The sequence below is a fragment of the Bordetella tumulicola genome (assembly GCF_965138755.1).
Classification (GTDB): domain Bacteria; phylum Pseudomonadota; class Gammaproteobacteria; order Burkholderiales; family Burkholderiaceae_B; genus Bordetella_A; species Bordetella_A tumulicola.
Genome location: NZ_CBCSFP010000008.1, coordinates 182,651 through 207,236, shown reverse-complemented (window position 1 = coordinate 207,236; position 24,586 = coordinate 182,651). Strand labels below are relative to the sequence as shown.

Below are 24,586 nucleotides of genomic sequence, written 5' to 3'. Positions count from 1 at the left end.
CGTCACATGAGCACACTGATGCAATGCGCACGCGCCGCCGCCGCGATGCTGCTGGGCCTGGTTTGTGGAGCGGCTCATGGCGCCTGGCCCGAGCGGCCCGTGCGCCTGGTGGTGTCGTCGGGAGCGGGCGGAACCGCGGATATTCTGGCCAGATCTCTGGCCGAGAAATTGACGGCGGCGCTGGGTCAGCCGTTCATCGTGGAAAACAAGCCGGGCGCGGGCGGTCACCTGGGTGCGGCTCAGGTGGCTCGCGCGCCGGCCGACGGCTATGTGTTCCTGGTAAGCGGCAGCCCGACGCATTCGGTCGGCCCGCACCTGTACAAGAATCTGACTTACGACCCCATGCACGATGTGCCGCCGGTGGCCATGGTGGCAGTGGCGCCTAATTTGTTGGTGGTGGATACCGAGTTGCCGGTCCAGTCTGTGGCGCAACTAGTGGCTCTGGCAAAGCAGCGCCCCGGCGAACTCACGTACTCGTCGGCTGGCAGCGGAACGTCGGGCCATCTGGCGGGCGCCATGCTGCAGAGCATGGCGAACATCCGCATCAAGCACGTTCCGTATAAGACCGGGCCCGAGGCGGTGACCGCCGTGTTGGCTGGAAATGTCTCGATGACCTTTTTTACGATGCCATCAGTGCTGCCCCAGGTGCAGGCCGGAAAACTGCGGGCCCTGGCGGTGACATCCAGTACGCGTACTGCGCTGGCACCCTCAGTGCCCACGATCGCCGAAGCGGGTTATCCCGGTTTCGAGGCGTTGGCCTGGTATGGACTGTTCGCGCCCAGAAATACGCCGCGGGAGGCCACGGACCGGTTGAGCGCTGAGATCAAGCGCATCGTGCAGCATCCGGACATGAAAGAAAAACTGATCCGATTAGGGGCAGAGCCGCATTACTTGAACGCCGAGCAACTGGAGGCGTATGTGCGAGTGGAGTCCCCCAAGTGGAAGGCGTTGATAGATGCCTCCGGCGCGGAGTCGGATTGATGGACACCTCTATGCCGAACGCCGAGCGGATCACGGGCTGGAAGGTATATGTGCGTCAACTGGCCTACGCTCGGCCGGTTCAATGGAGCGATCTGACCGAATCGGCGGCGAGCTTCGTGGTGTTGCGCATCGAGACGGAATCCGGCTGCGCGGGTGCTGCCGAATTGGCCGTCAAGCCCACTTGGGTCGGTGCCACGGCCGCCAGCCTGCGCTGCGTGTTGGCGGAGGTATTCGAGCCATTGGTCCGCAGACAAGGCCTGTCTGACCCGCACCATTTGCGCGTCGCCCTGGAAGCCATTCCTGGTAACCAGCCTGCCAAGACACTGATCGATAACGCATGCTGGGATTGGCTGGCCGCGCGTTCTGGCGTGCCGCTGTGGCGTCGACTGAACGGCACACAAAAGGTGTCCATGTCGTGGGCTGTTACGCGCCAAGCGCCCGAGACGATGGCGCGCGAGGCCCAGGACATGGTGCAACGCTTCGGATTCCGGACCCTGAAGATAAAAGGTGGGCAGGGGCAGACCACGGATCTGGCTTGCATGGCCGCGGTCAGGCGGGCTGTGGGGGACGGCGTCACGCTATATGTGGATGCCAATGGCGCCTATCCGGCCAGCGACGCGCCGACCTATGCCCGGGCCATGGTCCAGGCAGGCGCGGTGCTGGTCGAGGATCCTTGTCCGTTTCATCCGGACCGCGCTTTTGCGACGCTACGGCAGGAAGCGGGCGTGCCGCTGCTGGTGGATTTCGGTATGACGAGCCTGCGCGACGCGCGCCTGTTCCTGGAGCGTGGCGCAAAAGGGCTGAGCCTCAAGCCCGGCCGTTTCGGCCTATCGGATGTATTGGCAATGCAGGAATTGGCTATCGCTTCCGGTTGCAGCATGGTGGCAGGCCTGATGGGCGAGAGCGCGCTGGGAACATGGTCCGGCCTGCAGTTCGCCGCCGCTATGCCTGACCCGGTATTGCCGGCCGAGCTCAGTTGGTTTCTGGCAATGCGCGAGCAATTCATCGCCGACGTGCCATGTGTCATCGATGGAGAGGTTGCCATGCCCGAGTGGCCGTCGGTGTGCGAACGGGTCGACTGGACGGCGATGGCCGATTTCCAGGTGGCGCCATGAACCCCGTGCGCTATCGCGATCTTGCCGTGGGGGCAAGCTACGTTGGTACCGCCCGCACTTTGACTCAATCCGACCTGTCGCTGTCGTGCATGCTGACGGGAGACTGGCATCCCATCCACGCGGATGAGGTCTTCTGTCGCGCCGAAGGCATGCCAGGGCCCATGTTTCATGGGCCCTACGGAATCCTATTGGCCATGGGCATGTCGACCCGCCTGCCCGAGTTCGCCGAGCCGGTGATCGGAGCATTGGGCCTGAGAGAGTGGTGCTACCGGCGTCCCCTGGTGGTAGGCGATACCGTGCACGTTCGCACCTCGATTTGCGAGAAGCGTATCGCGTCGAGCGGCGGGCGTGCCGTGGTCGAGCGGCGTTTCGAACTACTGGACACCCAGTCACGGATCATCCAGGAAGGCTACGGCAGCACATTGCTGCGCTTGGTTTCGGAAGAGGAAGAAACATGATTCTTGGAGATGTCATCGAGCGCAACGCGCGCTGTTATCGCGACCACCCGGCCTTTGTATTCGAGGGGTGCAGCATCAGCCATGGCGAGTTCGCCGAGCGCGTACGGCGATTATGCAACGCTTTGATCGACCTGGGCCTGGAGCGAGGCAGCCGGATCGCCATCCTGGCCCAGAACTGCCCAGAGTACCTGGAACTCTACGCCGCCGCGGGCACCTGCGGATTCATCGCCGTCGGGCTCAATTACCGACTGGCGCAGGCGGATCAGGCGGGTATTCTGCGCGACTGCGAACCCAGTCTGTTGGTGTACGAGCCAGAATATGCCGAGCGAGTTGCCGCATTGCGAGCGGTATTGCCCGAGCATGCACAGGTACTGCGTCTGGGGCCCGGGCCGGATCCAGAGAGTTATGAGCACGCCGTGGCCCGCGCTGACGCGAGCATGCCAGCCTGGCGAGCGCAGGCGGGCGACACCTTGTTCCTCATTTATACCAGCGGTACGACGGGCACACCCAAAGGCGTCATGCTGGGCAACGCGGCGCAGGTGGAGCAGGCACGTATGCTGGCCCTGACCCATGGGGCCAGGCAGGACGACAGGATGCTCATAGTGATGCCCGCCTATCACATCGGTGGGCCCACCGAGTTGCTGAGCTACCTGATATGCGGTGCGACCATCGTCCTGCATCGGAAGTTCGACCCCCGCGAGATACTGACCAGCATCGAAAAGCATCGGGTCACCGCGGCGCATTTCGCACCGATCATGATTCAGGCCATGATTGATGTGCAGACCCGGACGCCTTTCGATGTGTCCAGTTTGCAGATGGTGTGCTACGCCTCTGCGCCTATGTCGGTGGCATTGTCTCGCTTGGCACGCGCGACATTCGGGCCTATTTTTATGCAGGTCTACGGGATGACAGAGCACGGGCCGGGAACGGCCTTGCTCAAGCACCAGCATCTGCCAGACGGTTCGATCTCCGAAGCGTCGCGCATGGCCTCGGCCGGGCAACCCATTCTAGGCGTGGATATCCGTATCGTCGACGAGCACGGCGCTGTGCTGTCCGATGGCCAGATCGGTGAAATCCACATGCGCTCCGCCGCCATCATGCAAGGGTACTGGGGCAAGCCGGACGAGACCGCCGTCGCGTTACAGGATGGCTGGATGAGGACGGGTGACCTTGGCTACTTCGACGAGGACGGCTATCTGTTCATTGTGGATCGCAAGAAAGACATGATTATCTCCGGCGGCGAGAATATCTATTCGCGCGAGGTCGAAGAGGCCTTGCTACTGCATCCGGCGGTGAACGAGGCCGCCGTTATCGGCGTGCCCGACGAGAAATGGGGCGAAGCGGTCAAGGCCTTCGTGGCCCTCAAGCCGCATGCGAGCGTGGATGAGGCAACGCTGATTCAGCATTGCCGCGATCTCATCGCCAGCTACAAGAAGCCGCGCAGCATTGAGATCATGGATGCGCTGCCCCGCCTGCCCAGTACTAACAAGATAGACAAGAAGGCGTTGCGAGCGCCGTACTGGCGCAAGGGTGCCAGACAAGTTGCTTGATATCCAATAACCGGAGACAACAATGAGCGTGATCAGGAAATTGGCAATAGGGGTTGCCGCACTGGTCCTGGGAGCGGGCCAGGCGGCTGCTCAGGACGAGGCATTTCCCACGAAGATGGTGCGCATCGTGGTTCCCTTTACCGCCGGCGGGTTGGCCGATACTGTCGCCCGCGGGCTGGCTCACGAGCTGGCCAGTCGATGGTCGCAATCGGTCGTGGTCGAGAACCGGCCAGGTGCCAATACCATCATCGCGGCCGAATATGTGGCACGGTCCGAGCCGGACGGCTATACCTTGCTGATGGCTAATGATCCCACGGTGTCATCCAATCAGTATCTGTATAGCAAGTTGCCCTATGACCCGGTCAAGGATTTCACGCCAGTCGTCAATGTAGTGCAGACCCGGGAAATCCTGTTGGTGAGTAATGATTTTCCGGCCGGAGACGTGCAGGAACTGATTGCGTTGGCCAAGGCCCAGCCCGGCCACCTTACCTACGGATCCTACGGACAGGGGAGCAAGGCGCACCTGGATGCCGAGACGTTTTCCGCGCTGGCGGGAATCAAAATGAATCACGTGCCTTACAAGGGTGTTACCGACGTCATGACGGCGCTGGTGGGAGGGCAAATCAACATGGCCATGGTGGGCGTGCCGCCGTCCATCCCCATGGTCAAGGCGGGCAAGGTGCGTTTGTTGGCCGTGGCCGCACCGCAGCGGATCGCGGCCTTTCCCGATACGCCCACGTTCGCTGAACTGGGCTTCGAAACAATGGTATCGCAGGCCTGGTTTGGACTGATTGCCCCCGCAGGGACGCCGCCCGCCGTCGTCGCGAAGATCGCGGCCGATGTCCAACAGGTAATGAGACAACCCGCGTTCCAACACAGATATGTCACGAGCGTAGGGTTGGAGCCCCTAGACCAGGGACCTGAAGAATTCGCCCGTTTCCTGGCGCAAGACCGCCGGGAATACGAGCGCAGCATACGTGCCGTGAACGTGAAGCTGGACTGAGAGGCAGGAGAGTTACTCATGAATTTCGAGCTTGCGCCTGAGCTGCGCATGTTGCGCGACTCGGCCCGGCGTTTCGTGGCAGAAGAACTCGCGCCGCTGGAAGCCCGCTACGCCAATGAGCCAGACATTCCGGACGATGTGCGCCGGGTGTTGCAGGACAAGGCGAAAACGCTCGGCTTCTGGGCCTTCGACTTGCCTGAAGAGGTGGGCGGAGGCGGCGTCGGGGTGACCGGCATGTGTGTCGTTTTCGAAGAGCTGGCGCGTTGCAACGTGCCGTCGTTCCGTGCTCCTACGGTGTTCACCCCTTATCTGGGGCCGGTACTGTTCCATGGCGACGAACGCCAGAAGGCACAATACCTGATGCCCGTCGTGCAGGGTTCGAAACGAACTTGCTTTGCTTTGACCGAAGCGGGCGCGGGCTCGGATCCGGCAGGCATGAGAACCACCGCCGTGGCCGACGGTGTGGATTTTGTTATTAATGGCGCCAAGATTTTCATCACTGGCGCCGACAAGGCAGACTTTGTGCAGTTGTTTGCCAGAACGATGCGAGACGGGCAAGACCTGGGCGTTTCATGCTTTCTGGTTGATCGCGCCACACCAGGCCTTCGACTGGGGCAATGCTTTGATCTGATGTCGCCAGACAAGCCCTGGGAACTACTGTTCGATAACGTCAGGGTGCCGGCCGAGCAGATTGTGGGCGGAATCGGCAGGGGATGGGAACTGGCCCGCGAGTTCCTGGACATGGGGCGCCTGATTCACGGACCCAAGTCGATCGGCCGGGCGCAGCGGGCGCTGGAACTCGCCATCGATTACGCGAATACTCGCCATACCTTTGGGCAACCGCTGGCCAAGCGACAGGCCATTCAGTGGATGATCGCTGATTCTACGGTGGAGCTGCACGCGGCGCGTGCCATGGTCTACCATGCCGCATGGAAGGCCGACCAGGGGCTGGATTATCATCTCGAGGCGTCTGCCGTGAAGCTGTATGCGGACGAGATGTTGATTCGGGTCGTCGACAGGGCGATCCAGATACACGGCGGCCTGGGGCTATCGCGCGAATTGCCACTGGAACTGATGTATCGTGACGCCCGTAGCCGAACCATTACCGAGGGGTCATCCGAGATGCAACGGATGATCATCTCGACAGGCGTGCTGTCCGGCCGGCATGGAGTGAATCGCTTCGACACCTGAACCTGCCGCGCCGTCACCAGCGAACAAGATCGCTCTACGGACAAGGACGATGAATATCGAGACTATCGATCTGAATCTGCTGGTGGCATTCGATGCAATGATGCAAGAGCGCAATGTGACCCGCGCGGGCTTGCGGATAGGCTTGTCGCAGCCCTCGATGAGTCATGCCCTGGTCCGCCTCAGGCAGTTGTGCGGCGACCCATTGTTCGTCAGGGTCAAGAGCGGCATGGAGCCCACCCCGTTCGCCCACCGCATGGCCACAAGTGTCAGGGCGGGGCTGTCCATCTTGCAGGCTGGACTGGAAAGTGCAGTGGCTTTCGATCCGACACAGTCTGAACGTATCTTCCAGGTGTTGCTGAGCGACCTGGGAGAGGTCGTCTACCTGCCGCGCCTGATGCGGCATCTGAAGTCGGCCGCGCCCGGCGTCAGCCTGCGAATTTTGCAGTTGCCGCGCGAAGGCTATCGCGACGCCCTGGAGACCGGGGATGCCGACCTGGCGATAGGTTTTCTGCCGGCATTATCGGCGGGGTTCTACCAGCAGCGACTGTTCAGCGATCAACACGTTTGCCTCATGCGGGCCGGCCATCCCCGCATTGGCCGCCGGCTGAACATCAGCCAGTTCACGGCGGAATCCCACATCATGATCGAGCCAGCGGGTTCGCGCTATAGCCGCGTTTCTCCGCATTCATCGACCACTACGCTGATCGAGCAGTACCTCGAAAAACAGGGACTGCGCCGCCATGTGGCATTGCGGGTGCCGCACTTCACGGTGGTGCCCGAGATTCTCGAAGCGACCGATCTGCTGGCTGTCATCCCCAGCACTGTGGCCCGGGTCATGGCGCCGCTGCGGCGCATCAAGATTCTGCCACTGCCGCTGACGGCGCCCGACTTTGAAGTCAAGCAATTCTGGCACGAGCGCAGCCACCAGGACGAAGGGACGCGTTGGCTGCGAGGTGTGATCGCCAGCCTGTTCATGGAGAGCCGGCCCGTACCAACGGCACCATGAAAGTCTCCACGTTTTGCATATACCAATATTTGTACCAATATAAAAATAGGTTTTCAATTTGGTCTGGTACTGGTACGCTTTGCTGCCATCCAGATGGCGTGATGGCCCACTAAAAATGTCAGAACAAGGAGGAGCACGGTGAATAAAAAAATATTGGTACCGCTAGCTTTTGCGGCAAGTATGGCGTTCTGCGCCGCATTGTCGAACGCGGCGGAGCCGGCCGACTCCTACCCTCAGCGACCTATTGTCATAGTTGTACCATTTGGTGCTGGTGGTTCTGCGGACGTTTACGCGCGTTATCTGGGTGAGCAGCTACAGAAGCAGTTCGGTCAGTCCGTCGTCGTCGAAAACAAACCCGGCGCCGGCGGCGTCATCGGCACGGCTGCCGTGGCGCGCGCTCAGCCTGACGGCTACACCCTGCTGGTCATGTCCAATACGCAGACCGTTAACGAGACCCTGCTCAAGGATAAGCCCTACGACTTGATGAAGGATTTCGAACCTGTTGCGCCGATCAACGAGGCGAGCCTTGTTTTGGTCGGCAAGAAAGGCCTCGACGTCTCCAGCGTGCAGGAGCTGATTGCGCTCGAGAAGAAAAAGCCAGGCGAACTTAACTATGCAAGTTCCGGTATCGGCACGCCGTACCACATCGCCGGCGCCTTGTTCGGGTCGATGGCGGGGACCGACGCGCAGCATGTGCCCTACAAAAGCAGTGGCCAGGCGCGAACGGGCGTGGCGGCAGGGGAGGTGGACTACATGTTCGATGCGATCGCCACGATGCAGGCGTTCGTGAACGACGGCCGCGTCAAGGCGCTGGCCACGACAGGTAAGAAACGTTCGCCCGTGTTTCCGGATATCCCCACTGTCAGCGAAGCCGGCCTGCCTGGCTATGAGGCCAATATCTGGCTGGGTCTGCTGGCCCCTAAGGGTACGCCGCCTGGCATTGTCGCCAAGCTGAATCAGGCCGTCAGCGCGATCGCCAACAATCCGGCTGTCCAACAACAATGGGCCAAGGACGGGGTCGCCCCGATGGCGATGACCCCCCAGGCCTTCCGGGAATACCTGCAGCAGGACATCGCGCGCTTGCGCAAGATCGCGTTGGACGCCAACATGGTTCAGCACTGAAATCAGATGATGCCAGTGAACATTCATGTAAACGGCACGCGTCACGAGATCGTTGCACAAGATCAGCGTTTTCTGCTGGACATCCTGCGCAACGAGCTCGGCTTGAAAGGGTCGCATTTTGGCTGCGGCGAGGGCAATTGCGGCGCGTGCATGGTTTTGGTCGATGACGTGCCGGTCTATGCTTGCAATACCCCTCTATGGTCGGTGGCCGGCAAGCAGGTGGTTACGGTAGAGGGGCTGGGCCGGCATGGCGCCGGCGCTGCCGTGCAGTGCGCCTTTATCAAGCACGGTGCGGCACAATGCGGCTACTGTACGTCCGGCATGGTGGTGGCGGCCACCGGACTGCTGATCAACTGTTCGTCTCCGGACGGCAACGCAATCCGCGAGCACATGGCCCGCAATTTGTGCCGCTGCGGCAGCCATCTGCGGGTGATCCGGGCTATTAACGAGGCGGCGGCCGATATCGGTGCAGACCAACCATGAAAGCCGCATTTTCCCCGCTTGCCTCTGATGATGGTGTACCGGTCAGCCTGAAGAGCAACCCGATGCTATCCACCTGGATCAGCATCGCCACCGAAGACGCTGGATACGTGTGCATACGCTCCGGTAAGGTCGAACTAGGGCAGCACATTCTTACCGCGCTCGCGCAGATCGCGGCGCAGGCGCTGGCCGTGCCCATCGCGCGCATCAAAATGGCGCCGGCCTGCACGGATAGCAGTCCCGATGAATCCTTCACGTCGGGGAGTCTGTCCATCCAGCATTCGGGAATGGCACTGCGTGTGGCATGCACTCAGGTACGGCAGCTGTTCTTGCAGCACGCGGCATCTGTGGCCGGTGTGGATGCAAGCGTGATCAGCGTGCGCGATGGAGTTTTTTTGGCAGTGGACCGGGAACTGGGCACTTACTGGAGTCTGGCTCGCGATGTGGATCTGGCGGTGCCGGTCGAACCGAATTCTGATCTGGTCGCGGCCCGATTCGAGGCCGGGTCGAGCGAACCGGCGTTCGGTCTGGCTGACAAGGTGCATGGCCGGTATGGTTTCATTCATGACATGCCGCTGCCGGATGGTTTGCATGGCCGCATGTTGCGGCCGCCCGCTATCGGCGCTCAGCTCTTGCACTTGGATCTGGCTGCTGTGCAGGGTCTGGAATGCGCCGTGCAGGTAATACGGGACGGTTCGCTCGTGGGTGTGTTGGCCGAACAGGAACACGTGGCCGATTTGGCCGTGACCAGGCTGGCGTCATCCGCTCAATGGCGCGAGCAAGCCTGCCTGCCGACCCAGGACGAACTGCCGGCGTGGTTGCGTCGCCAGCCGTGCGATACCCTGGTCTATCGGCAAGCCGGGCAAGCTGACCTGGACGGCGTGGCCGTCGCGGCGACATATACAGGCGATTACTTCAAACCCTTCATCAAGCATGCTTCGATTGGGCCGTCTTGTGCGTATGCCTGCCTGCGCGACGACGGCACACTGAAAGTGTGGACGCACGGCCAGGGCATCTACAACCTCAGGGCCGACCTTGCTGTTTCGTTCGGTATGGATCCAGAGCAGATCGTCGTCGAGCATGTGCCGGGGTCGGGCTGCTATGGCCACAACGGCGCCGACGATGCCGCCTTTGACGCAGCCTGGTTCTCATTACATGCGCCAGGGCGCCATGTGCGAGTGCAGTGGTCCCGCGCCGATGAATTGTGCTGGGCGCCGCAAGGACCGCCGATGTCCGTGCGGCTGCAGGTTGATGTCGATGCACAAGGCCGGATACTCGACTGGCGCACTGACGCGTGGGGACCAGGCCACAGCCTGCGGCCCGGCCGGGCGCAAACGCCGACGCTGCTGGGCAGCTGGTATCGAGAATCTCCCAGCCCGTGGCTATCGGCGATCAACGCACCGATAGCGGCGGGTGGAGGTACCGAGCGCAATATCATTCCTTGCTATGACATCCCGTGCAGCGCGCTGTCGTCGCACCGTGTCATCGATATGCCGGTACGCACCTCTTCGCTGCGCTCTCTGGGGGCGTTCGCCAATGTGTACGCCATAGAGGCCATGGTCGACGATATCGCGCGGGCCCATGACATCGATCCGGCGCAATATCGCTTGAGCATGCTGTCTGATGCGCGTGCCATCGCCGTCATCAACGCCGTGCGTGACATGAGCGGCTGGGACACCAGGCAGGGCGGCGGCCAGGATATCGGGTGGGGAATGGGTTTTGCCCGCTACAAGAACAAGGGCGCGTACTGTGCCGTTGTTGCCCGAGTGTCGGTGGCCCAAAAAGTGTCTGTGCATGATCTGTTCATCGCGGTGGATGTGGGCGAAGTCATCAACCCGGATGGGGTGATGCAGCAGATCGAGGGCGGTGCCATCCAGGCTTGCTCTTGGGCCATTATGGAACAGGCGCGCTTCAGTGACAGGATGCTGATCGACGACACATGGGACAAGTATCCGATCATCCGGTTTACCGATGTTCCTGATGTGCAGGTACGGATACTGGCCCGGCCGGACGAGCCTGCGGCCGGCGCCGGAGAACCCTCGTTGGGGCCTGTGGCAGGGGCAATCGGGAACGCAGTGCGTGACGCGCTGGGGGTGCGGGTGTCGACTTTGCCCCTGGATTTTGACAATATCGTGCGGGCCATCGAGGCTGCCGCATGACGTGTGCAATAAAAGGAGCATAAATGAAGCTGTCCATCTTGAGCGGGGGCGCTGCCTTGGGCCTGGTCGACACGGTGCGTGCCGGATTCGAAGCCGAAACCGGTTGCCGAATTGAGGGTGAGTTCGGCGCCGTGGGTGCCATGAAAGAAAAATTGCTGGCCGGGGCCGATTGCGATGTCGCGATCCTGTCGCGCAAGCTGGTCGATGATCTCGTCAGCGCCGGCCAGTTGCAGGCGCAGAGCGTGCGCGACCTGGGCGTCGTGAGCACCGGCGTGAGCGTCAAAGCAGGCAATCCGTCGGTGTCCGTGGATTCGCCAGCGGCATTCGGGCAGGCCTTGCAGGATGCAGACGCGATCTATGTGCCAGACATGCAACAGTCCACGGCGGGAATACACATGAAGAAAGTATTCCAGCAATTGGGTGTCCTGCAAGACATTGCCGCGAAGATCAAGGAATTTCCCAACGGTGCTACCGCCATGAAAGCAATGGCGACGGCACCTGGCCGGCCTTTGGGCTGCACGCAGATCACCGAAATCCTATATAGCCCGGGCGTGCAAGCGGTGGGCCTGCTGCCCAAGGGTTGCGAACTGGACACGGTGTACGCCGCTGCCGTGTCCACCGACACTCGCCAGGCTGAGCTGGCACGCCAGCTTATCGATGTGCTGACCGACAGCGGCCTGGACGCATACAAGAACGCGCATGGATTCCGAGTGTGATCCCGGGTATCGGCGTTTGCGCAGACGGCAACTAGACGGCAACCATTTTTAACGAAAAAGGAATCAACGTGAGGCTAGCAGCATACGAAGAACAGGGCATTGCCCGTATCGGCATCGTCTCGGATGACGGTCAGTCGATCCAACCCCTGGATCTGGACGGTGTGGATGCCAGGTTAGGGATCCTACCCCTGATTACCGCGCAGTTGCCTCTTGCCGATCTCGCCCGCCAAGCGGGTCCGGCCCGCTCGTTGAGCGGCGTGCGCTTGCGCGCGCCCGTACCGCGACCCGCACGCAATGTTTTTTGTGTGGGCCGCAACTACCATGAGCACGCCAACGAGCTATCTGGCTCCATCTTCAAAGACAGCAAAGACGGCGAGGATTGGCCCATTATTTTCTCGAAGGTGCCCGAATCGGTCGTGGGCCCCACCGACGATGTGCGCTTGCCCCAGGGGATATCTGCAGATATCGATTACGAGGCCGAACTGTGCGTGGTGATCGGCAAGCAGGGTAAGAATATCACCCGCGCTGATGCGCTAGACCACATCTACGGCTACACCATTGTGAACGACGTGACTGCACGCGATGTACAGCAGCGGCATCGTCAATGGCACCTGGGCAAATCGTTCGACACGTTCTGCCCCATGGGCCCCTGGATCGTCACCGCCGACGAACTGCAAGCCGGTAGCCTCGACATTCGCTGCCTGGTCAACGGCGAAGTCCGGCAGTCAGCCAATACGCGCGACCTGATTTTCGATATCGGCACCATCATCGAAAACTGCTCGCGCGGTATCACGCTGTATCCTGGAGACGTCATCGCGACGGGTACGCCGGCGGGTGTCGGGATGGGCATGAACCCGCCGTGTTTCCTGAAAAACGGTGATGTCGTGCGCGTCGAAATTCAGGGCATCGGTCACATCGAGAACGTGTTCAAGGTATAGTGTGCGCTCTTCCTGAGCCACACCATGCAAAACTTCCCAGCCGATGATCATGCTCATCCGGGCAGCCTGGCGGTGCCGCTGGCATCCGCCGTAGGCTCGAAGGCGGCCAGGCTGTTCTGGCAGCATCTCGACGCGCAATTGTCCAGCGGCAAGCTGCCGCCTGGTTCTCGGCTGCCGCCCGAGCGGCAGTTGGCCGAGCAATTCCGCATATCCCGAGGAACCGTGCGCCGGGTGCTCAAGCACCTCGAGGCTGAAGGCCGCATCGTCGGTATTCGCGGCAGCGGCACCTTCGTCCAGTCCGCCCCCGATGGCCAGGCCGAACCGCCGCATGTTCCCGAACTTGCCAGCCCGGCTGAACTGATCGAAGCGCGCATCTATATCGAGCCCCTATTACCGGAATTGGTGGTGCGCAATGCGCACGCCGATGATTTCAATGCCATGGAGCAGTGCCTGCGCCGCGCGGAGCAGGCGCAGACTCTGGCTGAATTCGAAACACTGGATCACGAGTTGCACCGGCTCTTTGCTGTGGCTACGCACAATTCTTTCTTTATCCACATCATGGATATGGTTGGCAAGGCGCGCACAGAGGGGGGCTGGGGCGTCCTGAAACAGCGCAGCTACACACCTGAACGGCATCGGCAGTACATGCAGCAGCATCGCGCCATCGTCGAGGCGCTCAAGAACCGCGATCTGGACGAGTCGCGCCGACTTATGACCGAACACCTGGTGCTGATCCGCAAGAATCTGTTTGGCGATTGAAGCGTTGCGGCTGGGCGCGACTGTCCCGGGCGACCTGGTCGGTGCTTGGAGCCAACAAGCATATTGGCAGCTACCATTAGTACTCCAACGTACAGCCCAAGATCCGCTAGGGAGATAGCTGATGGACAAATCCTCATCGATAGAAGACCCGGACACGCGTCTGCTCGTCTTGGAACGCAATTGCTGGCGTATCGAACAAGCGGATCGGTTTGCTTTCATTGTCGATGCTGATGATTACTTCAGGGCGGTGCGGGTCGCCATGCTCAATGCGCGTCAAAGCATCTTCCTGATTGGTTGGGATTTTGACTCACGCATCCAATTGGAGGCTGGCGAGGGCGACACGGGGCCGTTGACCTTAGGCGATTTTTTCCTCTGGCTGGTGCGGCGGACGCCCGCCCTGGAAATCAGGCTGCTACGCTGGGACACCGGCGCCTTCAAAGCGATCTTCCGCGGCAATACCTTGGCTACCGTCCTGCGCTGGAAGGCCCACCCCCGCATTACGCTGAAGCTCGATGGTGCGCATCCGATTGCCGCCTCTCATCACCAGAAAATCGTTGTGATAGACGACAAACTGGCTTTCTGTGGCGGTATCGACATTACCAGCGAGCGCTGGGATCGGCGCGAACATGCCGATGCGGATCCGAGCAGGCTACGGCCCAATGGCACGCCGTACGGCCCCTGGTATGATGCCACCAGCGCTCTGGACGGCCCCGCCGCGCTGGCGATGGGCGATCTTGCGCGCCATAGATGGCAATTGGCGACGGGAGAACAGCTCAAGCCCGTTTCTTGCGAGTCCGATCCCTGGCCGTCGGGTCTGGCGCCCACTTTCGAGGATGTCTCGCTAGGCATAGCACGGACCATTCCGCAAATGGATGACGAGCCAGGTGTTTATGAGATTGAGCAGATGTACCTGGACCTGATCACCAGCGCCAAACGAGTCATCTATGCGGAAAGCCAGTATTTCGCGTCACGCAAGATTGCTCGTGCAATAGCCCAGCGCCTGTGCGAGCCGGACGGGCCGGAGATCGTCATCATTAATCCGAAAACCGCTGAAGGTTGGCTCGAACCACTGGCGATGGATAGCGCGCGTGCGCGGTTGGTAGAGGCGTTGCGGCGAATTGATAAGTATGGGCGGTTTCAGATCTATCATCCGCAGACGGCGAGCGGCGAGTCCATCTATGTCCACGCCAAAGTCCTTATCGTGGACGATCGTTGGCTGCGAGTCGGATCGTCCAATTTCAACAACAGGTCCCTGCGGCTGGACACCGAGTGCGACGTGACGGTGTCGGTCGATCAGTCCGACGCGGTGCCCGCTCGCGCAAAGATCGCTGCCTTGCGCGATGATCTGCTTGCCGAGCACTTGAACACCGAGCCAGCGCACGTCGCCGAGACACTGAGCCAGACGCGATCCCTCATCGCCACGATAGAACGCCTACGTCAGCCCGGCCGTACGCTCGTGCCGTATGTCATTCCCGAATTGAGCGATACAGAGCAATGGCTGGCAGACAACCAGATCCTCGACCCGGAGGGGCCTGAGAAAATCTTCGAACCCCTGAGCCGACGGGGTCTATTCAGGAAATGGCGACGACCGACCAAGCGCCCTTGACGCTGCGGACGACGCGCGTAAAGCCACAACTGCATTGCGCGTAGGCACGGTACTTGCTGCGTCTCCTTCCAAATCACGCATGTGACCTGGCGACTAAGGAGGCGATCAAAAGTGACCCAACTCATTGACCATCGATATGCCCTGGTTGTGCACCCAGTGCAAGCGGTATTTCTGGCGGGGGCTTTTCCCTTGTTTCTCGGGGCTGCCCTCAGCGATGCAGTCTATGCGCAATCTTTTCACATCCAGTGGAATAACTTCGCATCGTGGCTTCTGGTGGGCGGTCTGGTGTTTAGTGGTGTCGCGCTGATCTTTGCGATTATCGATCTCTTTCGGCCTCATCAACGCGCACGGGGAATCATTCCCTATGTCTTGGTGCTGCTGGCGGTGTGGGTCGTGGGTTTCTTCAATGCGCTCGTGCATGCCCGCGATGCATGGGCGAGTATGCCTACCGGTCTGGGCCTGTCGATAATCGTCGTGGTGCTTGCCTGCGCGGCGATATGGCTGGGCTTTCGTACCCCGCACATCAGAGGCGCGACATGAAATACCTTAGCTTGCTTGCCGTGGTCCCGCTGTCTGCGGCGTTGGGCGTATGCAGCGGCCAAGCCGGACCTGCGCAGATCGGCCCGGACCCTGAATTGCCCCAGCCCGAACGGGGACTGCTGCCCGACATGGTGATTGCAGAACCGGCAGAATGGGGGGACAAGGTACCGACGGTGCCAGACGGCTATACGATTACCGCCATCGCGACCGATCTCAAAATACCGCGACAGACGCTGGTATTGCCCAATGGTGACATCCTGGTGGCTGAGGGCCGTGGCGGCAACGCCCCGCCACTCAAGCCTAAAGACGTGATCGCCGGCGTGATCAAGGCCAAGGGCACCAGCCCGATAAAGGGCGGTAATCGCTTGACGTTGCTGCGCGACGCCGACGGCGATGGCACCTATGAAACGTCGACTTTCGCGGAAAACCTGAATGCGCCGTACGGCCTTGCATTGGTGGATAACAATCTCTATGTCGCCAACCAGGACGCCGTGGTGCGATTCGACTACCAGCCAGGACAAACCAAGGCGAGCGGTCCACCTGAAACGGTGACGCCCTTGCCATCGGAAATCAACCACCACTGGACCAAAGCCATGGCCGCCAGTGCCGATGGGCAATATCTGTATGTAGGCATCGGCTCCAATAGCAACATCACGGAACGCGGCATGACGGCGGAGGTCGACCGCGCTCTTATCTGGCGAATAAATGCCCGCACCGGCGAACACAAGGCGTACGCCACGGGGCTGCGCAACCCCACCGCACTGACTATCCAGCCCGATACGGGTCAATTGTGGGCAGTCGTGAACGAACGCGATGAGCTCGGTCCGAACTTGGTCCCCGACTATCTGACAGCTGTCCAGGAAGGTGCCTTTTATGGCTGGCCGTACAGTTATTGGGGCCAACACGTCGACGAGCGTGTGCGACCGCAAGACCCGGAGAAGGTCGCCGCTGCGATCAAGCCGGACTACAGCTTGGGGTCGCATGTCGCGGCACTGGGCGTCGACTTTTCGGCCGACGCGATGGGTGGACAGTTCGCCAACGGGGTTTTCGTCGGAGAACACGGCAGTTGGAACCGCAGCGAACCCGCGGGCTACAAAGTGGTCTTCGTGCCATTTCGCGATGGGCGGCCGTCCGGTGCGCCCGTAGATTTCGTCGCGGGGTTTCGCGATAGCGATGGCAAGACCCGTGGCCGTCCGGTGGGTGTGACAGTCGACCCACGCGGCGCACTTATCGTTGCGGATGATCTTTCGAATACGATTTGGCGCATAACGCCGACGCAGACTACACAGGCGCCACAGCCGGTCGTGACGGCGCCGAAGAACTAGGCAGTCTCAAACGGAGCATGCCTCGACGCGTAGTACTCGCAGTCTATTTTCATTCACGTGCTCGTGCGGACACATCAGCCTCCTACCAGGACCGGCGTCTCCCGGTAGCGGTCGGGATATTCCTTAGCCAGGTTCTCTACCTTGGGCTGATCGTTGATGACAATGTATAGACTGTCGGGATGATGCACCAGGTAGTCCTGGTGATATTGCTCGGCTGGATAAAAACCCTGCAGATTCTCGATCGTGGTTGCCACTGGACGGGGATAGACGCCCGAGCGGTCTAATTGGGCGATGTAGGCTTGGGCAACCTGCCGCTGCGCTTCGCTGGAAGGAAAAACTGTCGATCGATACTGGGTGCCTGTATCGGGGCCTTGCCGATTGCGCTGGGTGGGATCGTGGGCCACTGAAAAATAGATCTGCAATAGTTGCCCGTAGCTGATGCGACTGGGGTCGTAGGTAATCTGCACGGCTTCGGCGTGGCCGGTGCTGCCGCCGCTGACGGTGTTGTAGTCGGCCGTGTTGGCGTTGCCACCGGCATAGCCCGATAGGGCCTGGGTGACCCCCTCGACGTGCTGAAACACAGCTTGTACGCCCCAGAAACATCCACCAGCGAGCACGGCGGTGGCCGTTTTGGCGCCGCCTGCGGACAAGTCGGCCGCGGGCGGCGGGATATGAAAGACGGTTTCGGCGGCGCGGCTCGGCGCGAGGAAGGCGAACCAGGCACTGCCGGCCAGTAGGGCTGCGCCAGCCAACCTGAAGTAGGTGCGGCGGGCATAGTCGCTAGGATTTGCGGCTGATGTGGCGCGTGTGGGGCTCATGGTGAACTCCTGTAGGATCGTTTTTCAAGAGGCCGTCGCGGTGAAGGCCAGAGCCACACCATTCATGCAGTAGCGTAATCCGGTGGGCTTGGGGCCGTCGTCGAAAACATGGCCTAGATGGCCGCCACAGCGACCGCAATGCACGGCGGTGCGCACCATGCCAAAGCTACGGTCGCTCGTGGTACCGATCGCGTGCGGCAGCGGCTGCCAGAAACTAGGCCAGCCGGTACCACTGTCGAACTTGGTATCTGATGAGAACAACGCCTGTTCGCAGCCAGCGCAGGCATAGGTGCCATCGCGGTGTTCATGGTCCAGGGGGCTGGAATAAGGCCGTTCAGTATCGGCCTGGCGCAATATGGCATATTGCGTCGGGGTCAGCAGGACACGCCATTCGGCGTCGCTGTGCATGACGGCAAAGGTTTGCGCCGCACGCGCTTGCGCGCTCGGGCCGGCCAGCGCGCCCAGCATCGCGGCCAGGGTGGCGCCGCCGCTGGCGGCCAGAAATAGCCTGCGAGTCGATTTCATGATTTGCTCCTATGGGCCGGTAGCGTTTGCGAGCGGGCGCCACCGGCTACGCCGCGACGGGCGATTATTTTTTCATGCCATCGTGGGACATTCCGTCTTTCGTCATGCCGTCTTTGGACATCGAGCTCTTGGACATACCGTCTTTGGCCATGCCATCCTTGGACATCGAGTCTTTCGACATCCCGCCCTTCTTCATACCGTCCTTGGACATCGAGTCTTTCGACATTCCATCCTTCTTCATGCCATCCTTGGACATCGAACTCTTGGACATGCCGTCCTTGGACATGCCATCCTTGCTCATGTTGTCGGCGGCATAGGCGCCGCCGGCCGCCAGGGCCAGGCACATCGAGACAGCGTAGATCGCGCTTTTTTTCATGGTGAAAGCTCCAGTTTGTTGCGGCGTCGCCGCGGGAAAAAATCGTTAGCTGCCGCCGAACCAGTTGTATCCCTGGTCTTCCCAGTAACCGCCAGGAAACGTGTTCGTCACGTAGATGGCCTGGATATGCTTGGGATTTTTGTAGCCAAGCTTGGTCGGCATGCGCAGCTTCATGGGAAATCCGTATTCGGGCGGCAGCGGTTGGCCGTCGTAGGTCAAGGCCAGCAAGGTTTGCGGGTGCAGCGCGGTGGGCATGTCAATGCTCGTGTAGTAGTCATCGGCGCACTTGAAACCCACATACTTGGCCTGCAGATCGGCGCCCACATGCCTCAGAAAATCCGCAAAGCGTACGCCACCCCATTTGCCGATGGCGCTCCAACCCTCTACACAGATGTGACGCGTGACCTGATCCTCCTGGGCCATCGCGCGCAACTGATCGAGACGCCAGGCACGCTTGTCGTTCACCAAGCCAGCCAGCTCGAGCCGGTAGTCGGTCTCGTCGACCTGCGGCACGTCTTCGATGCCGTAATAGGCATTGAAAGGAAACGGTCGCGTGATCATCGATTCAGGGTAGGTGGGTGCCAATTGGCCGGGATCGAATATCCATCCCTGCACTCCATCATTGAAGCGGGACACAGCGGTCAGGGCTTGTTCGACGCTTTCGTCGTCGCTGAGGCTGCAACCCGACAATAGTGCCAGCCCGCCCAGGCTCAGTGTGCGCTGCAGGAACGCGCGGCGTGTCGGCTGTTCAATACGCGGGGCAAGTAGCTTGCGTGCCTCTCGCAGGATGGCCGGGCCATCCAGACCGGGCAGGGTAGGGCGTTTGCGCGGAGTCATTCCGTATCCTTTATTTGCCGCGAATCATGGTCAGCAGGGTGCGCGGCACCAGCGCTACCATCAACACATGCACCATCACGAATGCGGCCAGCAGCGCCATCGCGATGAAATGCACATAGCGGGCCGCCTCATAACCGCCCATCAGCGCGCGCAGCGTTTCGAACTGCACGGATTTCCAGAGCACCAGGCCGGACAGCACCAATACCGCGATGTCGAGCATGATGAACAGATACGCCAGCCGCTGTACGGCGTTGTAATCTCGTGGATCGGCATGCGACAGGCGGCCGCGTAGCGCGGCGCCCAGGTCGGCGGCAATAGTGCGAGGCGACAGCGGGAAAAAGCGGCGTAGCAGGCGGCCACTGCCCAGGTTCATGCCCAGGTACAGCAATCCGTTGCCGGCCAGCAGCCACATGCCGGCAAAATGCCACTGCAGTGCGCCGCCCAGCCAACCCCCCAGGGTGATACCCGCCGGAAAAATGAAGTCGAACAGAGGCGATGCGTTATAAATACGCCATCCGCTGGTGATCATGATCAGCACAGCCAGCGCGTTCACCCAATGGGTTATGCGCAGCCAGACGGGGTGAACGACCCGGGTATCGACCGCGGTGCCAGCCTGCGGATAAGGATGCAATGGAGTAGCCATGTAGGCATTCTTGCCTGCCCCCCATGGCGAAGTCCTCACGAAAACTTAAATTAAATGTGATAACTAGCACGCCGCAATTGGCGACAATAGGGGGTAACCGGCACGTACTGCCCTCCCATATTTCCCACCCGCATTTCCCTCTATCGTCATATGTCCAAGCGCATCCTGATAGTCGAAGACGACGTCCATATCGCAGACCTGCTGAACTTGCACCTGCGCGACGAGGGCTATGCGGTGACCCACGCGGCAGATGGCGAAGCGGGCTTGCGCCATCTGGAATCCGGACGTTGGGACGCGCTGGTGCTGGATTTGATGCTACCGGGCGTCGATGGCCTGGAAATCTGCAAGCGCGCCCGCGCCATGACGCGCTATACGCCTATCATCATTACCAGTGCACGTTCCAGCGAAGTACACCGCATTCTGGGCCTGGAGTTGGGCGCCGACGACTATCTGGCCAAGCCGTTCTCGATGCTGGAGCTAGTGGCTCGCATCAAGGCGTTGCTGCGCCGTGCCGACGCGCTGGAGCGCAACGCCCGGCTGGATGCGGGGCGGCTTGACGTATCGGGCCTTTCCATCGATCCCGTCGCGCGCGACGCCACGGTCGATGACCGGCCGCTGGATCTGACGCCGCGCGAATTCGATTTGCTGTATTTTTTTGCGCGCCATCCAGGCAAGGTATTCTCGCGCATGGACTTGCTGAACCAGGTGTGGGGCTATCAGCATGAAGGCTACGAACACACGGTCAATACCCACATCAACCGGCTGCGTACCAAGATCGAAGCCGATCCGTCCGAGCCCAACCGCATCCTGACCGTGTGGGGCCGAGGCTATAAATTTGCCGCGGCGGCCGCCGGAGAGCCGACATGAAGCGCCTCACCCTCACCCAGCGCCTCTCGGTAGTGTTCGCGCTGCTGCTGCTGACCTGCTGCGGGGCATCTGCCTTGTTGCACATGGCTGCCAATGAACGCTATCAACAAGAAGTCGTGCAGCGACTGTCCAGCGGCCTGGCCGCGCACATCGCCGGCAGCCGCCCACTGATGGATGCCGATGGCTGGAAGCCAGAGTCGGTGCGCGTGCTGTTCGATCAATTGATGGCCGTGAACCCGGCGGTAGAGGTTTACCTGCTGGGTAACGACGGCCGCATCGAGGCCGATGCGGCGCCAGCCGGCCATGTCAAACTGGACCGGGTAGACATGGGACCCGTACGCCGTTTCTTGGCCGGCGATGCCTTGCCTATCCTGGGTGTTGATCCGCGAAATACCGGCGTACGCAAGGCGTTTAGCGCGGCGCCGATTCGGATCGGTGGGCAAGATCGCGGCTACGTTTATGTGGTGCTGCAGGGCGAGGCGCACGATGCCCTGGCCTCCATGGTATCGGCCAGCGCGGTCCTGCGCACCACGCTGTGGTCGATTGCTCTGGTCACGCTGCTAGGGCTGGTGGCTGGGCTGGCGGCGTTTGCGCTTATCACGCGGCCGCTGCGCGCACTGACGCAAGCGGTGCGCAATTTCGACGGCGATGGCGCCGCCGCAGCGGCACTCTATCGAGCCGACGACACCGACGGGCATGGCGACGAGATCGCCGTGCTGCGGCGCGCGTTCGGGCAGATGGGGCAGCGGATTGCTGAGCAGTGGCGCGAACTGACGAGGCAAGACCAGCAGCGGCGCGACCTGGTCGCCAATATCTCGCACGACTTGCGCACGCCGCTGACGTCGCTGCATGGTTACCTGGAAACCTTGCGCTTCAAGGACCAAGCGCTGCAGCCCGATGAGCGGCGCCGCTATCTGGATATTGCCCTGGGCCAAAGTGGCAAAGTCGGTCGGCTGGCTCAGGAACTGTTCGAACTGGCCCGGCTCGAATCCGGGCTGGTGCACCCCGAGCTCGACACGTTCGCATTGCCGGAGCTGGTGCAGGACGTGATCCAAAAATTTGAGCTGGCAGCCGAAGCCCGGCGTCAGCGCCTGAGCACTGATTTCCCCAGTGCGTTGCCGCCCGTGCGTGCCGACCTGGGCATGATCGAGCGAGTGCTGACCAACCTGCTCGACAATGCCATCCGTCACAGTCCCCCGGGTACTGACATTCAGGTGCGGCTGGGCAGCGCGGGCCAGGAGGTGGAGGTGCAGGTCAGCGATACGGGTCCGGGGATCCCGGCCGAGCTGCGCGCGGGGCTGTTCACGCGCGCTTCGGCGCTCAGCCAGCACCGGCGTGACGGCGGAGGGCTGGGACTGGTGATCGTGCAGCGCATTCTGCAACTGCACCGCAGCGAAATTCGTCTGCTTGACGAACCCGGACAAGGTGCGGTGTTTCGGTTCGATTTACCAACGGGACGATAAGCGAAACCTTCGGGTACCAAGAGAGCGTCGAAATGGAAGCTAGGTTCGCATCTGCCACGCATTGTTGGTCGTCATCGCGCCTTTGAACTGCTGTTCACGGGGCGTGTCTTCGATGCCAAGGAGGCGGCAGAGATGGGATTGGTGTCGCGGGTGGCGTCATCTGGGCAGGCAATGACGGTGGCTAGAGAGCTTGCCAACACGCTGTGCACCAAGTCGCCCGAGGTTGTGCGCAATGGCCGTCAGGCGTTCATGCACGCCAACGACAATGGCTATCGTGCCGCGGTTCGGGCGGCTGCGGACAGCTTCTGCGTAGCCGCCGGACGGCCCAGTGCCCGGGAAGGCATTGCCGCTTTTGTTGAAAAGCGCAAGCCCGTCTGGCCGGCCGATGGTTGATGTTTATCTCTAGTGGTTTCCCGCGTGTAAGTGCATCACCTAAGATCGATAGGGGGACGACTTGAATTACTTGCGTGTGGGTCTTGCCTTTCTGCCAATTCCATCATCAGATGCCCGGTTGACCCATTCCCTCAGGAGCCTTAACTGAATTGACCGGGCTTCGATGAGGATTCTCGAAAATATCTTCGACAGACCGCTTGAAAAGCGTGCTGATCCGAAATGCCAAGTCTAAGGATGGGTCGTGCTTTTCCGTTTCGATGGCATTGACGGCTTGGCGAGAGACACCCAATCGCTGCGCCAGATCCGCTTGCGTCCAGGCAGCCTCGGCGCGCAGTACTCGTAATCTATTTTTCATTCACTTGCTCGTGCGGACAAAGGGCGAAGCCAGCGCGTACATTGCCCAGAAGAATGGATAGATGAGCCAACCGGGAATATGGGGCGCAGCCGCGTAAGTCTCGCCAAATCCCCATGCTGTCCAGAGCGTCATCGCAGCGCCCGCGGCCAGGATGAAGCACTTGGCGACAATCACGCGCACGTATTCATCGCTCTCAGCCATGAGCCGCAGGGTGGCCCAGATCTGACCCGCCACAGGCAGGGCGACCGCCGCGGCAATCACCCATCCTTCGGGCTGTCCCAGGACGCTGTCGAACAGCCCCAGGATGGCGGCGACGTTGATCAGTATGTAGATCCCCATGAAGGAAAAAGTGCGAACGATGTAAGTACGAACAGTCGAAGGGGGGTGCAGACGATTGATGCCAGTATGCATACTGAAGGTTCCTTGTAAAGTAAACATGACTTTAATGATGTCAAGAAAACCTGTCAATAAGTAATTAACTCATTACATTGTTGTGAGTCTGTGATCTGTCCTCTGGACCCGGAGCACCCACCACATGGCCTGTCAGCGGTTCAGGCCATAAAGGCCCGCACCATGTCGCGGAGGTGGTGCTGTAGCGCGCCCGCCTTGTCCTCGTCGTAGGCGTAAGGCGGCCTCTCTTCCATGTAGGTCATCTGCGACAGTTCAAGCTGGATGGCGTCGATGCCGTGGTCCGGGTTGCCGTACCGGCGCGTGATGTAGCCGCCCTTGAATCGGCCGTTGAGTACTGCGTTGTATTCCTGTGCTTGGCGCGTCAGTGCCATGATGCGGTCGGCAAGTTCAGGCCGGCAACTGGCGCCGTCGGCGGTACCGAAGTTGAGGTCTGGCAAGCGACCCTCGAACAGGCGGGGTATTGTGGATCGGATTGAGTGGGCGTCCCACAGCCGGGCGTATCCATGCAAGCTATGCAGACGCTGCAGTTCTGTCGCCAGCGCGTCATGATACGGGCGCCAGTACTGCTCTACGCGCTGCGCGATTTCAGTATCGTTCGGTTCTTGGCCGGGCTGGTAGAGCGCCAGCTTGTCGAAAGTATCGAGGGGACACAGGGCCGTGGTGTCGCGCCCGGGATATAGGTTGGAGTTGTCGGGTGGACGATTCAGGTCGATGATGTAGCGAGAGTGAGTCGCCACGATCAACGAGGCATCCAACTCAGTGGCAAAGGCATAGAGTTTTTCAAGATGCCAGTCGGTGTCGTCCAGCGGCGCCGCATATTGTGTCATGCGGCGCGCGTAGGCATCGGGCAGTTCGGTGCCGACATGCGGCATCGAGATCAGCAGGGGCGATTTTCCTTGTCGCAGTGCAAAAGCGGGCAAGATGCGGTCGATCATAATGTGTGGCTCGT

Annotated in this window: 27 protein-coding genes; 19 read left to right on the top strand and 8 right to left on the bottom strand. The window is 60.9% G+C overall.

What is annotated here, in order from left to right; translation table 11 throughout:
• The first annotated feature begins 6 nt into the window (after window positions 1-6).
• The 16 genes from ACNAZS_RS19135 (at window position 7) to ACNAZS_RS19060 (ending at window position 16,949) form a co-directional block, all read left to right on the top strand.
• On the top strand, window positions 7-981 hold the full coding sequence (locus ACNAZS_RS19135; protein ID WP_415792089.1) for a Bug family tripartite tricarboxylate transporter substrate binding protein: 975 nt from the start codon (window positions 7-9) through the stop codon (window positions 979-981).
• Window positions 981-2,096: a mandelate racemase/muconate lactonizing enzyme family protein gene (locus ACNAZS_RS19130; RefSeq protein ID WP_415792088.1), complete on the top strand. Its 1,116-nt coding sequence runs from the start codon at window positions 981-983 to the stop codon at window positions 2,094-2,096. Before ACNAZS_RS19135 ends, ACNAZS_RS19130 begins: the two co-directional genes overlap by 1 nt.
• Window positions 2,093-2,554 (top strand): MaoC/PaaZ C-terminal domain-containing protein, encoded by a 462-nt coding sequence (locus ACNAZS_RS19125; protein WP_415792087.1) that lies wholly within the window; start codon window positions 2,093-2,095, stop codon window positions 2,552-2,554. The genes ACNAZS_RS19130 and ACNAZS_RS19125 overlap by 4 nt, the downstream gene beginning before the upstream one ends.
• The gene (locus ACNAZS_RS19120) at window positions 2,551-4,104 is read left to right on the top strand and encodes a class I adenylate-forming enzyme family protein (protein ID WP_415792086.1); all 1,554 of its coding nucleotides are present in this window, start codon (window positions 2,551-2,553) and stop codon (window positions 4,102-4,104) included. The genes ACNAZS_RS19125 and ACNAZS_RS19120 overlap by 4 nt, the downstream gene beginning before the upstream one ends.
• Before the next feature lie 22 nt (window positions 4,105-4,126).
• Window positions 4,127-5,107: a Bug family tripartite tricarboxylate transporter substrate binding protein gene (locus ACNAZS_RS19115; RefSeq protein ID WP_415792085.1), complete on the top strand. Its 981-nt coding sequence runs from the start codon at window positions 4,127-4,129 to the stop codon at window positions 5,105-5,107.
• Window positions 5,108-5,125: 18 nt separating this feature from the next.
• Window positions 5,126-6,298 carry an acyl-CoA dehydrogenase family protein gene (locus ACNAZS_RS19110; protein ID WP_415792084.1) on the top strand — a complete coding sequence of 391 codons (1,173 nt, stop codon included), beginning with the start codon at window positions 5,126-5,128 and terminating at the stop codon, window positions 6,296-6,298.
• A 49-nt stretch (window positions 6,299-6,347) separates the two neighbouring features.
• The gene (locus ACNAZS_RS19105) at window positions 6,348-7,304 is read left to right on the top strand and encodes a LysR family transcriptional regulator (RefSeq protein WP_415792082.1); all 957 of its coding nucleotides are present in this window, start codon (window positions 6,348-6,350) and stop codon (window positions 7,302-7,304) included.
• Window positions 7,305-7,442: 138 nt separating this feature from the next.
• On the top strand, window positions 7,443-8,426 hold the full coding sequence (locus ACNAZS_RS19100) for a Bug family tripartite tricarboxylate transporter substrate binding protein (protein WP_415792081.1): 984 nt from the start codon (window positions 7,443-7,445) through the stop codon (window positions 8,424-8,426).
• Between the two features lie 6 nt (window positions 8,427-8,432).
• Entirely contained in the window at window positions 8,433-8,909 is a 477-nt protein-coding gene (locus ACNAZS_RS19095) for a (2Fe-2S)-binding protein (RefSeq protein WP_415792080.1), read from the top strand.
• Window positions 8,906-11,065, top strand: coding sequence for a molybdopterin cofactor-binding domain-containing protein (locus ACNAZS_RS19090; protein ID WP_415792079.1), 2,160 nt, complete (start codon window positions 8,906-8,908; stop codon window positions 11,063-11,065). The genes ACNAZS_RS19095 and ACNAZS_RS19090 overlap by 4 nt, the downstream gene beginning before the upstream one ends.
• A gap of 23 nt (window positions 11,066-11,088) precedes the next feature.
• A complete protein-coding gene (locus ACNAZS_RS19085) occupies window positions 11,089-11,781 on the top strand; it encodes a molybdate ABC transporter substrate-binding protein (protein ID WP_415792077.1) in 693 nt (230 codons plus the stop codon).
• Window positions 11,782-11,849: 68 nt separating this feature from the next.
• Window positions 11,850-12,719 (top strand): fumarylacetoacetate hydrolase family protein, encoded by an 870-nt coding sequence (locus ACNAZS_RS19080; RefSeq protein WP_415792076.1) that lies wholly within the window; start codon window positions 11,850-11,852, stop codon window positions 12,717-12,719.
• Between the two features lie 24 nt (window positions 12,720-12,743).
• Window positions 12,744-13,478 (top strand): FadR/GntR family transcriptional regulator, encoded by a 735-nt coding sequence (locus ACNAZS_RS19075; protein WP_415792075.1) that lies wholly within the window; start codon window positions 12,744-12,746, stop codon window positions 13,476-13,478.
• A 121-nt stretch (window positions 13,479-13,599) separates the two neighbouring features.
• A complete protein-coding gene (locus ACNAZS_RS19070; protein ID WP_415792074.1) occupies window positions 13,600-15,084 on the top strand; it encodes a phospholipase D-like domain-containing protein in 1,485 nt (494 codons plus the stop codon).
• A 111-nt stretch (window positions 15,085-15,195) separates the two neighbouring features.
• Window positions 15,196-15,624, top strand: a complete 429-nt coding sequence (locus ACNAZS_RS19065) for a DUF2231 domain-containing protein (protein WP_415792073.1) — start codon at window positions 15,196-15,198, stop codon at window positions 15,622-15,624.
• The gene (locus tag ACNAZS_RS19060; protein WP_415792072.1) at window positions 15,621-16,949 is read left to right on the top strand and encodes a PQQ-dependent sugar dehydrogenase; all 1,329 of its coding nucleotides are present in this window, start codon (window positions 15,621-15,623) and stop codon (window positions 16,947-16,949) included. The genes ACNAZS_RS19065 and ACNAZS_RS19060 overlap by 4 nt, the downstream gene beginning before the upstream one ends.
• Before the next feature lie 74 nt (window positions 16,950-17,023).
• Here the strand turns inward: ACNAZS_RS19060 and msrA are convergent, their stop codons facing one another.
• The 5 genes from msrA to ACNAZS_RS19035 form a co-directional block, all read right to left on the bottom strand.
• Window positions 17,024-17,767: a peptide-methionine (S)-S-oxide reductase MsrA gene (gene msrA / locus ACNAZS_RS19055; protein ID WP_415792071.1), complete on the bottom strand. Its 744-nt coding sequence runs from the start codon at window positions 17,765-17,767 to the stop codon at window positions 17,024-17,026.
• A gap of 24 nt (window positions 17,768-17,791) precedes the next feature.
• On the bottom strand, window positions 17,792-18,292 hold the full coding sequence (gene msrB / locus ACNAZS_RS19050) for a peptide-methionine (R)-S-oxide reductase MsrB (RefSeq protein ID WP_415792070.1): 501 nt from the start codon (window positions 18,290-18,292) through the stop codon (window positions 17,792-17,794).
• Window positions 18,293-18,356: 64 nt separating this feature from the next.
• A complete protein-coding gene (locus ACNAZS_RS19045; protein ID WP_415792069.1) occupies window positions 18,357-18,668 on the bottom strand; it encodes a pentapeptide MXKDX repeat protein in 312 nt (103 codons plus the stop codon).
• A 45-nt stretch (window positions 18,669-18,713) separates the two neighbouring features.
• On the bottom strand, window positions 18,714-19,505 hold the full coding sequence (locus tag ACNAZS_RS19040; RefSeq protein ID WP_415792068.1) for a molybdopterin-dependent oxidoreductase: 792 nt from the start codon (window positions 19,503-19,505) through the stop codon (window positions 18,714-18,716).
• Window positions 19,506-19,515: 10 nt separating this feature from the next.
• The gene (locus ACNAZS_RS19035; RefSeq protein WP_415792067.1) at window positions 19,516-20,148 is read right to left on the bottom strand and encodes a cytochrome b/b6 domain-containing protein; all 633 of its coding nucleotides are present in this window, start codon (window positions 20,146-20,148) and stop codon (window positions 19,516-19,518) included.
• Between the two features lie 150 nt (window positions 20,149-20,298).
• Between ACNAZS_RS19035 and ACNAZS_RS19030 the strand changes: the two genes are divergently transcribed.
• Genes ACNAZS_RS19030 through ACNAZS_RS19020 form a run of 3 tightly spaced genes read left to right on the top strand, consistent with a single transcriptional unit; the run spans window position 20,299 to window position 22,871 of the window.
• Window positions 20,299-21,015: a response regulator transcription factor gene (locus tag ACNAZS_RS19030; protein WP_415792066.1), complete on the top strand. Its 717-nt coding sequence runs from the start codon at window positions 20,299-20,301 to the stop codon at window positions 21,013-21,015.
• Window positions 21,012-22,478, top strand: a complete 1,467-nt coding sequence (locus ACNAZS_RS19025; protein WP_415792065.1) for a sensor histidine kinase — start codon at window positions 21,012-21,014, stop codon at window positions 22,476-22,478. Before ACNAZS_RS19030 ends, ACNAZS_RS19025 begins: the two co-directional genes overlap by 4 nt.
• Window positions 22,479-22,529: 51 nt before the next feature.
• The gene (locus tag ACNAZS_RS19020) at window positions 22,530-22,871 is read left to right on the top strand and encodes an enoyl-CoA hydratase/isomerase family protein (protein ID WP_415792110.1); all 342 of its coding nucleotides are present in this window, start codon (window positions 22,530-22,532) and stop codon (window positions 22,869-22,871) included.
• Between the two features lie 106 nt (window positions 22,872-22,977).
• Here the strand turns inward: ACNAZS_RS19020 and ACNAZS_RS19015 are convergent, their stop codons facing one another.
• The 3 genes from ACNAZS_RS19015 to hutG form a co-directional block, all read right to left on the bottom strand.
• Entirely contained in the window at window positions 22,978-23,226 is a 249-nt protein-coding gene (locus tag ACNAZS_RS19015) for a helix-turn-helix transcriptional regulator (protein ID WP_415792064.1), read from the bottom strand.
• On the bottom strand, window positions 23,227-23,637 hold the full coding sequence (locus tag ACNAZS_RS19010) for a hypothetical protein (protein ID WP_415792063.1): 411 nt from the start codon (window positions 23,635-23,637) through the stop codon (window positions 23,227-23,229).
• 140 nt (window positions 23,638-23,777) lie between these two features.
• Complete coding sequence (gene hutG / locus ACNAZS_RS19005; protein WP_415792109.1) at window positions 23,778-24,572, bottom strand: N-formylglutamate deformylase; 795 nt, start codon at window positions 24,570-24,572, stop codon at window positions 23,778-23,780.
• Window positions 24,573-24,586 lie beyond the last annotated feature (14 nt).

Excerpts from the sequence above, each read along its gene's own strand:
- ACNAZS_RS19045 (WP_415792069.1), bottom strand. The coding sequence starts at position 18,668 with ATGAAAAAAAGCGCGATCTACGCTGTCTCGATGTGCCTGGCCCTGGCG.
- msrA (WP_415792071.1), bottom strand. The coding sequence starts at position 17,767 with ATGAGCCCCACACGCGCCACATCAGCCGCAAATCCTAGCGACTATGCC.
- ACNAZS_RS19075 (WP_415792075.1), top strand. The coding sequence starts at position 12,744 with ATGCAAAACTTCCCAGCCGATGATCATGCTCATCCGGGCAGCCTGGCG.
- ACNAZS_RS19130 (WP_415792088.1), top strand. The coding sequence starts at position 981 with ATGGACACCTCTATGCCGAACGCCGAGCGGATCACGGGCTGGAAGGTA.
- ACNAZS_RS19025 (WP_415792065.1), top strand. The coding sequence starts at position 21,012 with ATGAAGCGCCTCACCCTCACCCAGCGCCTCTCGGTAGTGTTCGCGCTG.
- hutG (WP_415792109.1), bottom strand. The coding sequence starts at position 24,572 with ATGATCGACCGCATCTTGCCCGCTTTTGCACTGCGACAAGGAAAATCG.
- ACNAZS_RS19125 (WP_415792087.1), top strand. The coding sequence starts at position 2,093 with ATGAACCCCGTGCGCTATCGCGATCTTGCCGTGGGGGCAAGCTACGTT.
- ACNAZS_RS19060 (WP_415792072.1), top strand. The coding sequence starts at position 15,621 with ATGAAATACCTTAGCTTGCTTGCCGTGGTCCCGCTGTCTGCGGCGTTG.
- ACNAZS_RS19135 (WP_415792089.1), top strand. The coding sequence starts at position 7 with ATGAGCACACTGATGCAATGCGCACGCGCCGCCGCCGCGATGCTGCTG.
- ACNAZS_RS19120 (WP_415792086.1), top strand. The coding sequence starts at position 2,551 with ATGATTCTTGGAGATGTCATCGAGCGCAACGCGCGCTGTTATCGCGAC.
- ACNAZS_RS19090 (WP_415792079.1), top strand. The coding sequence starts at position 8,906 with ATGAAAGCCGCATTTTCCCCGCTTGCCTCTGATGATGGTGTACCGGTC.
- ACNAZS_RS19035 (WP_415792067.1), bottom strand. The coding sequence starts at position 20,148 with ATGGCTACTCCATTGCATCCTTATCCGCAGGCTGGCACCGCGGTCGAT.
- ACNAZS_RS19105 (WP_415792082.1), top strand. The coding sequence starts at position 6,348 with ATGAATATCGAGACTATCGATCTGAATCTGCTGGTGGCATTCGATGCA.
- ACNAZS_RS19040 (WP_415792068.1), bottom strand. The coding sequence starts at position 19,505 with ATGACTCCGCGCAAACGCCCTACCCTGCCCGGTCTGGATGGCCCGGCC.
- ACNAZS_RS19110 (WP_415792084.1), top strand. The coding sequence starts at position 5,126 with ATGAATTTCGAGCTTGCGCCTGAGCTGCGCATGTTGCGCGACTCGGCC.
- ACNAZS_RS19070 (WP_415792074.1), top strand. The coding sequence starts at position 13,600 with ATGGACAAATCCTCATCGATAGAAGACCCGGACACGCGTCTGCTCGTC.
- ACNAZS_RS19015 (WP_415792064.1), bottom strand. The coding sequence starts at position 23,226 with ATGAAAAATAGATTACGAGTACTGCGCGCCGAGGCTGCCTGGACGCAA.
- ACNAZS_RS19115 (WP_415792085.1), top strand. The coding sequence starts at position 4,127 with ATGAGCGTGATCAGGAAATTGGCAATAGGGGTTGCCGCACTGGTCCTG.
- ACNAZS_RS19030 (WP_415792066.1), top strand. The coding sequence starts at position 20,299 with ATGTCCAAGCGCATCCTGATAGTCGAAGACGACGTCCATATCGCAGAC.
- ACNAZS_RS19085 (WP_415792077.1), top strand. The coding sequence starts at position 11,089 with ATGAAGCTGTCCATCTTGAGCGGGGGCGCTGCCTTGGGCCTGGTCGAC.
- ACNAZS_RS19010 (WP_415792063.1), bottom strand. The coding sequence starts at position 23,637 with ATGCATACTGGCATCAATCGTCTGCACCCCCCTTCGACTGTTCGTACT.
- ACNAZS_RS19095 (WP_415792080.1), top strand. The coding sequence starts at position 8,433 with ATGATGCCAGTGAACATTCATGTAAACGGCACGCGTCACGAGATCGTT.
- msrB (WP_415792070.1), bottom strand. The coding sequence starts at position 18,292 with ATGAAATCGACTCGCAGGCTATTTCTGGCCGCCAGCGGCGGCGCCACC.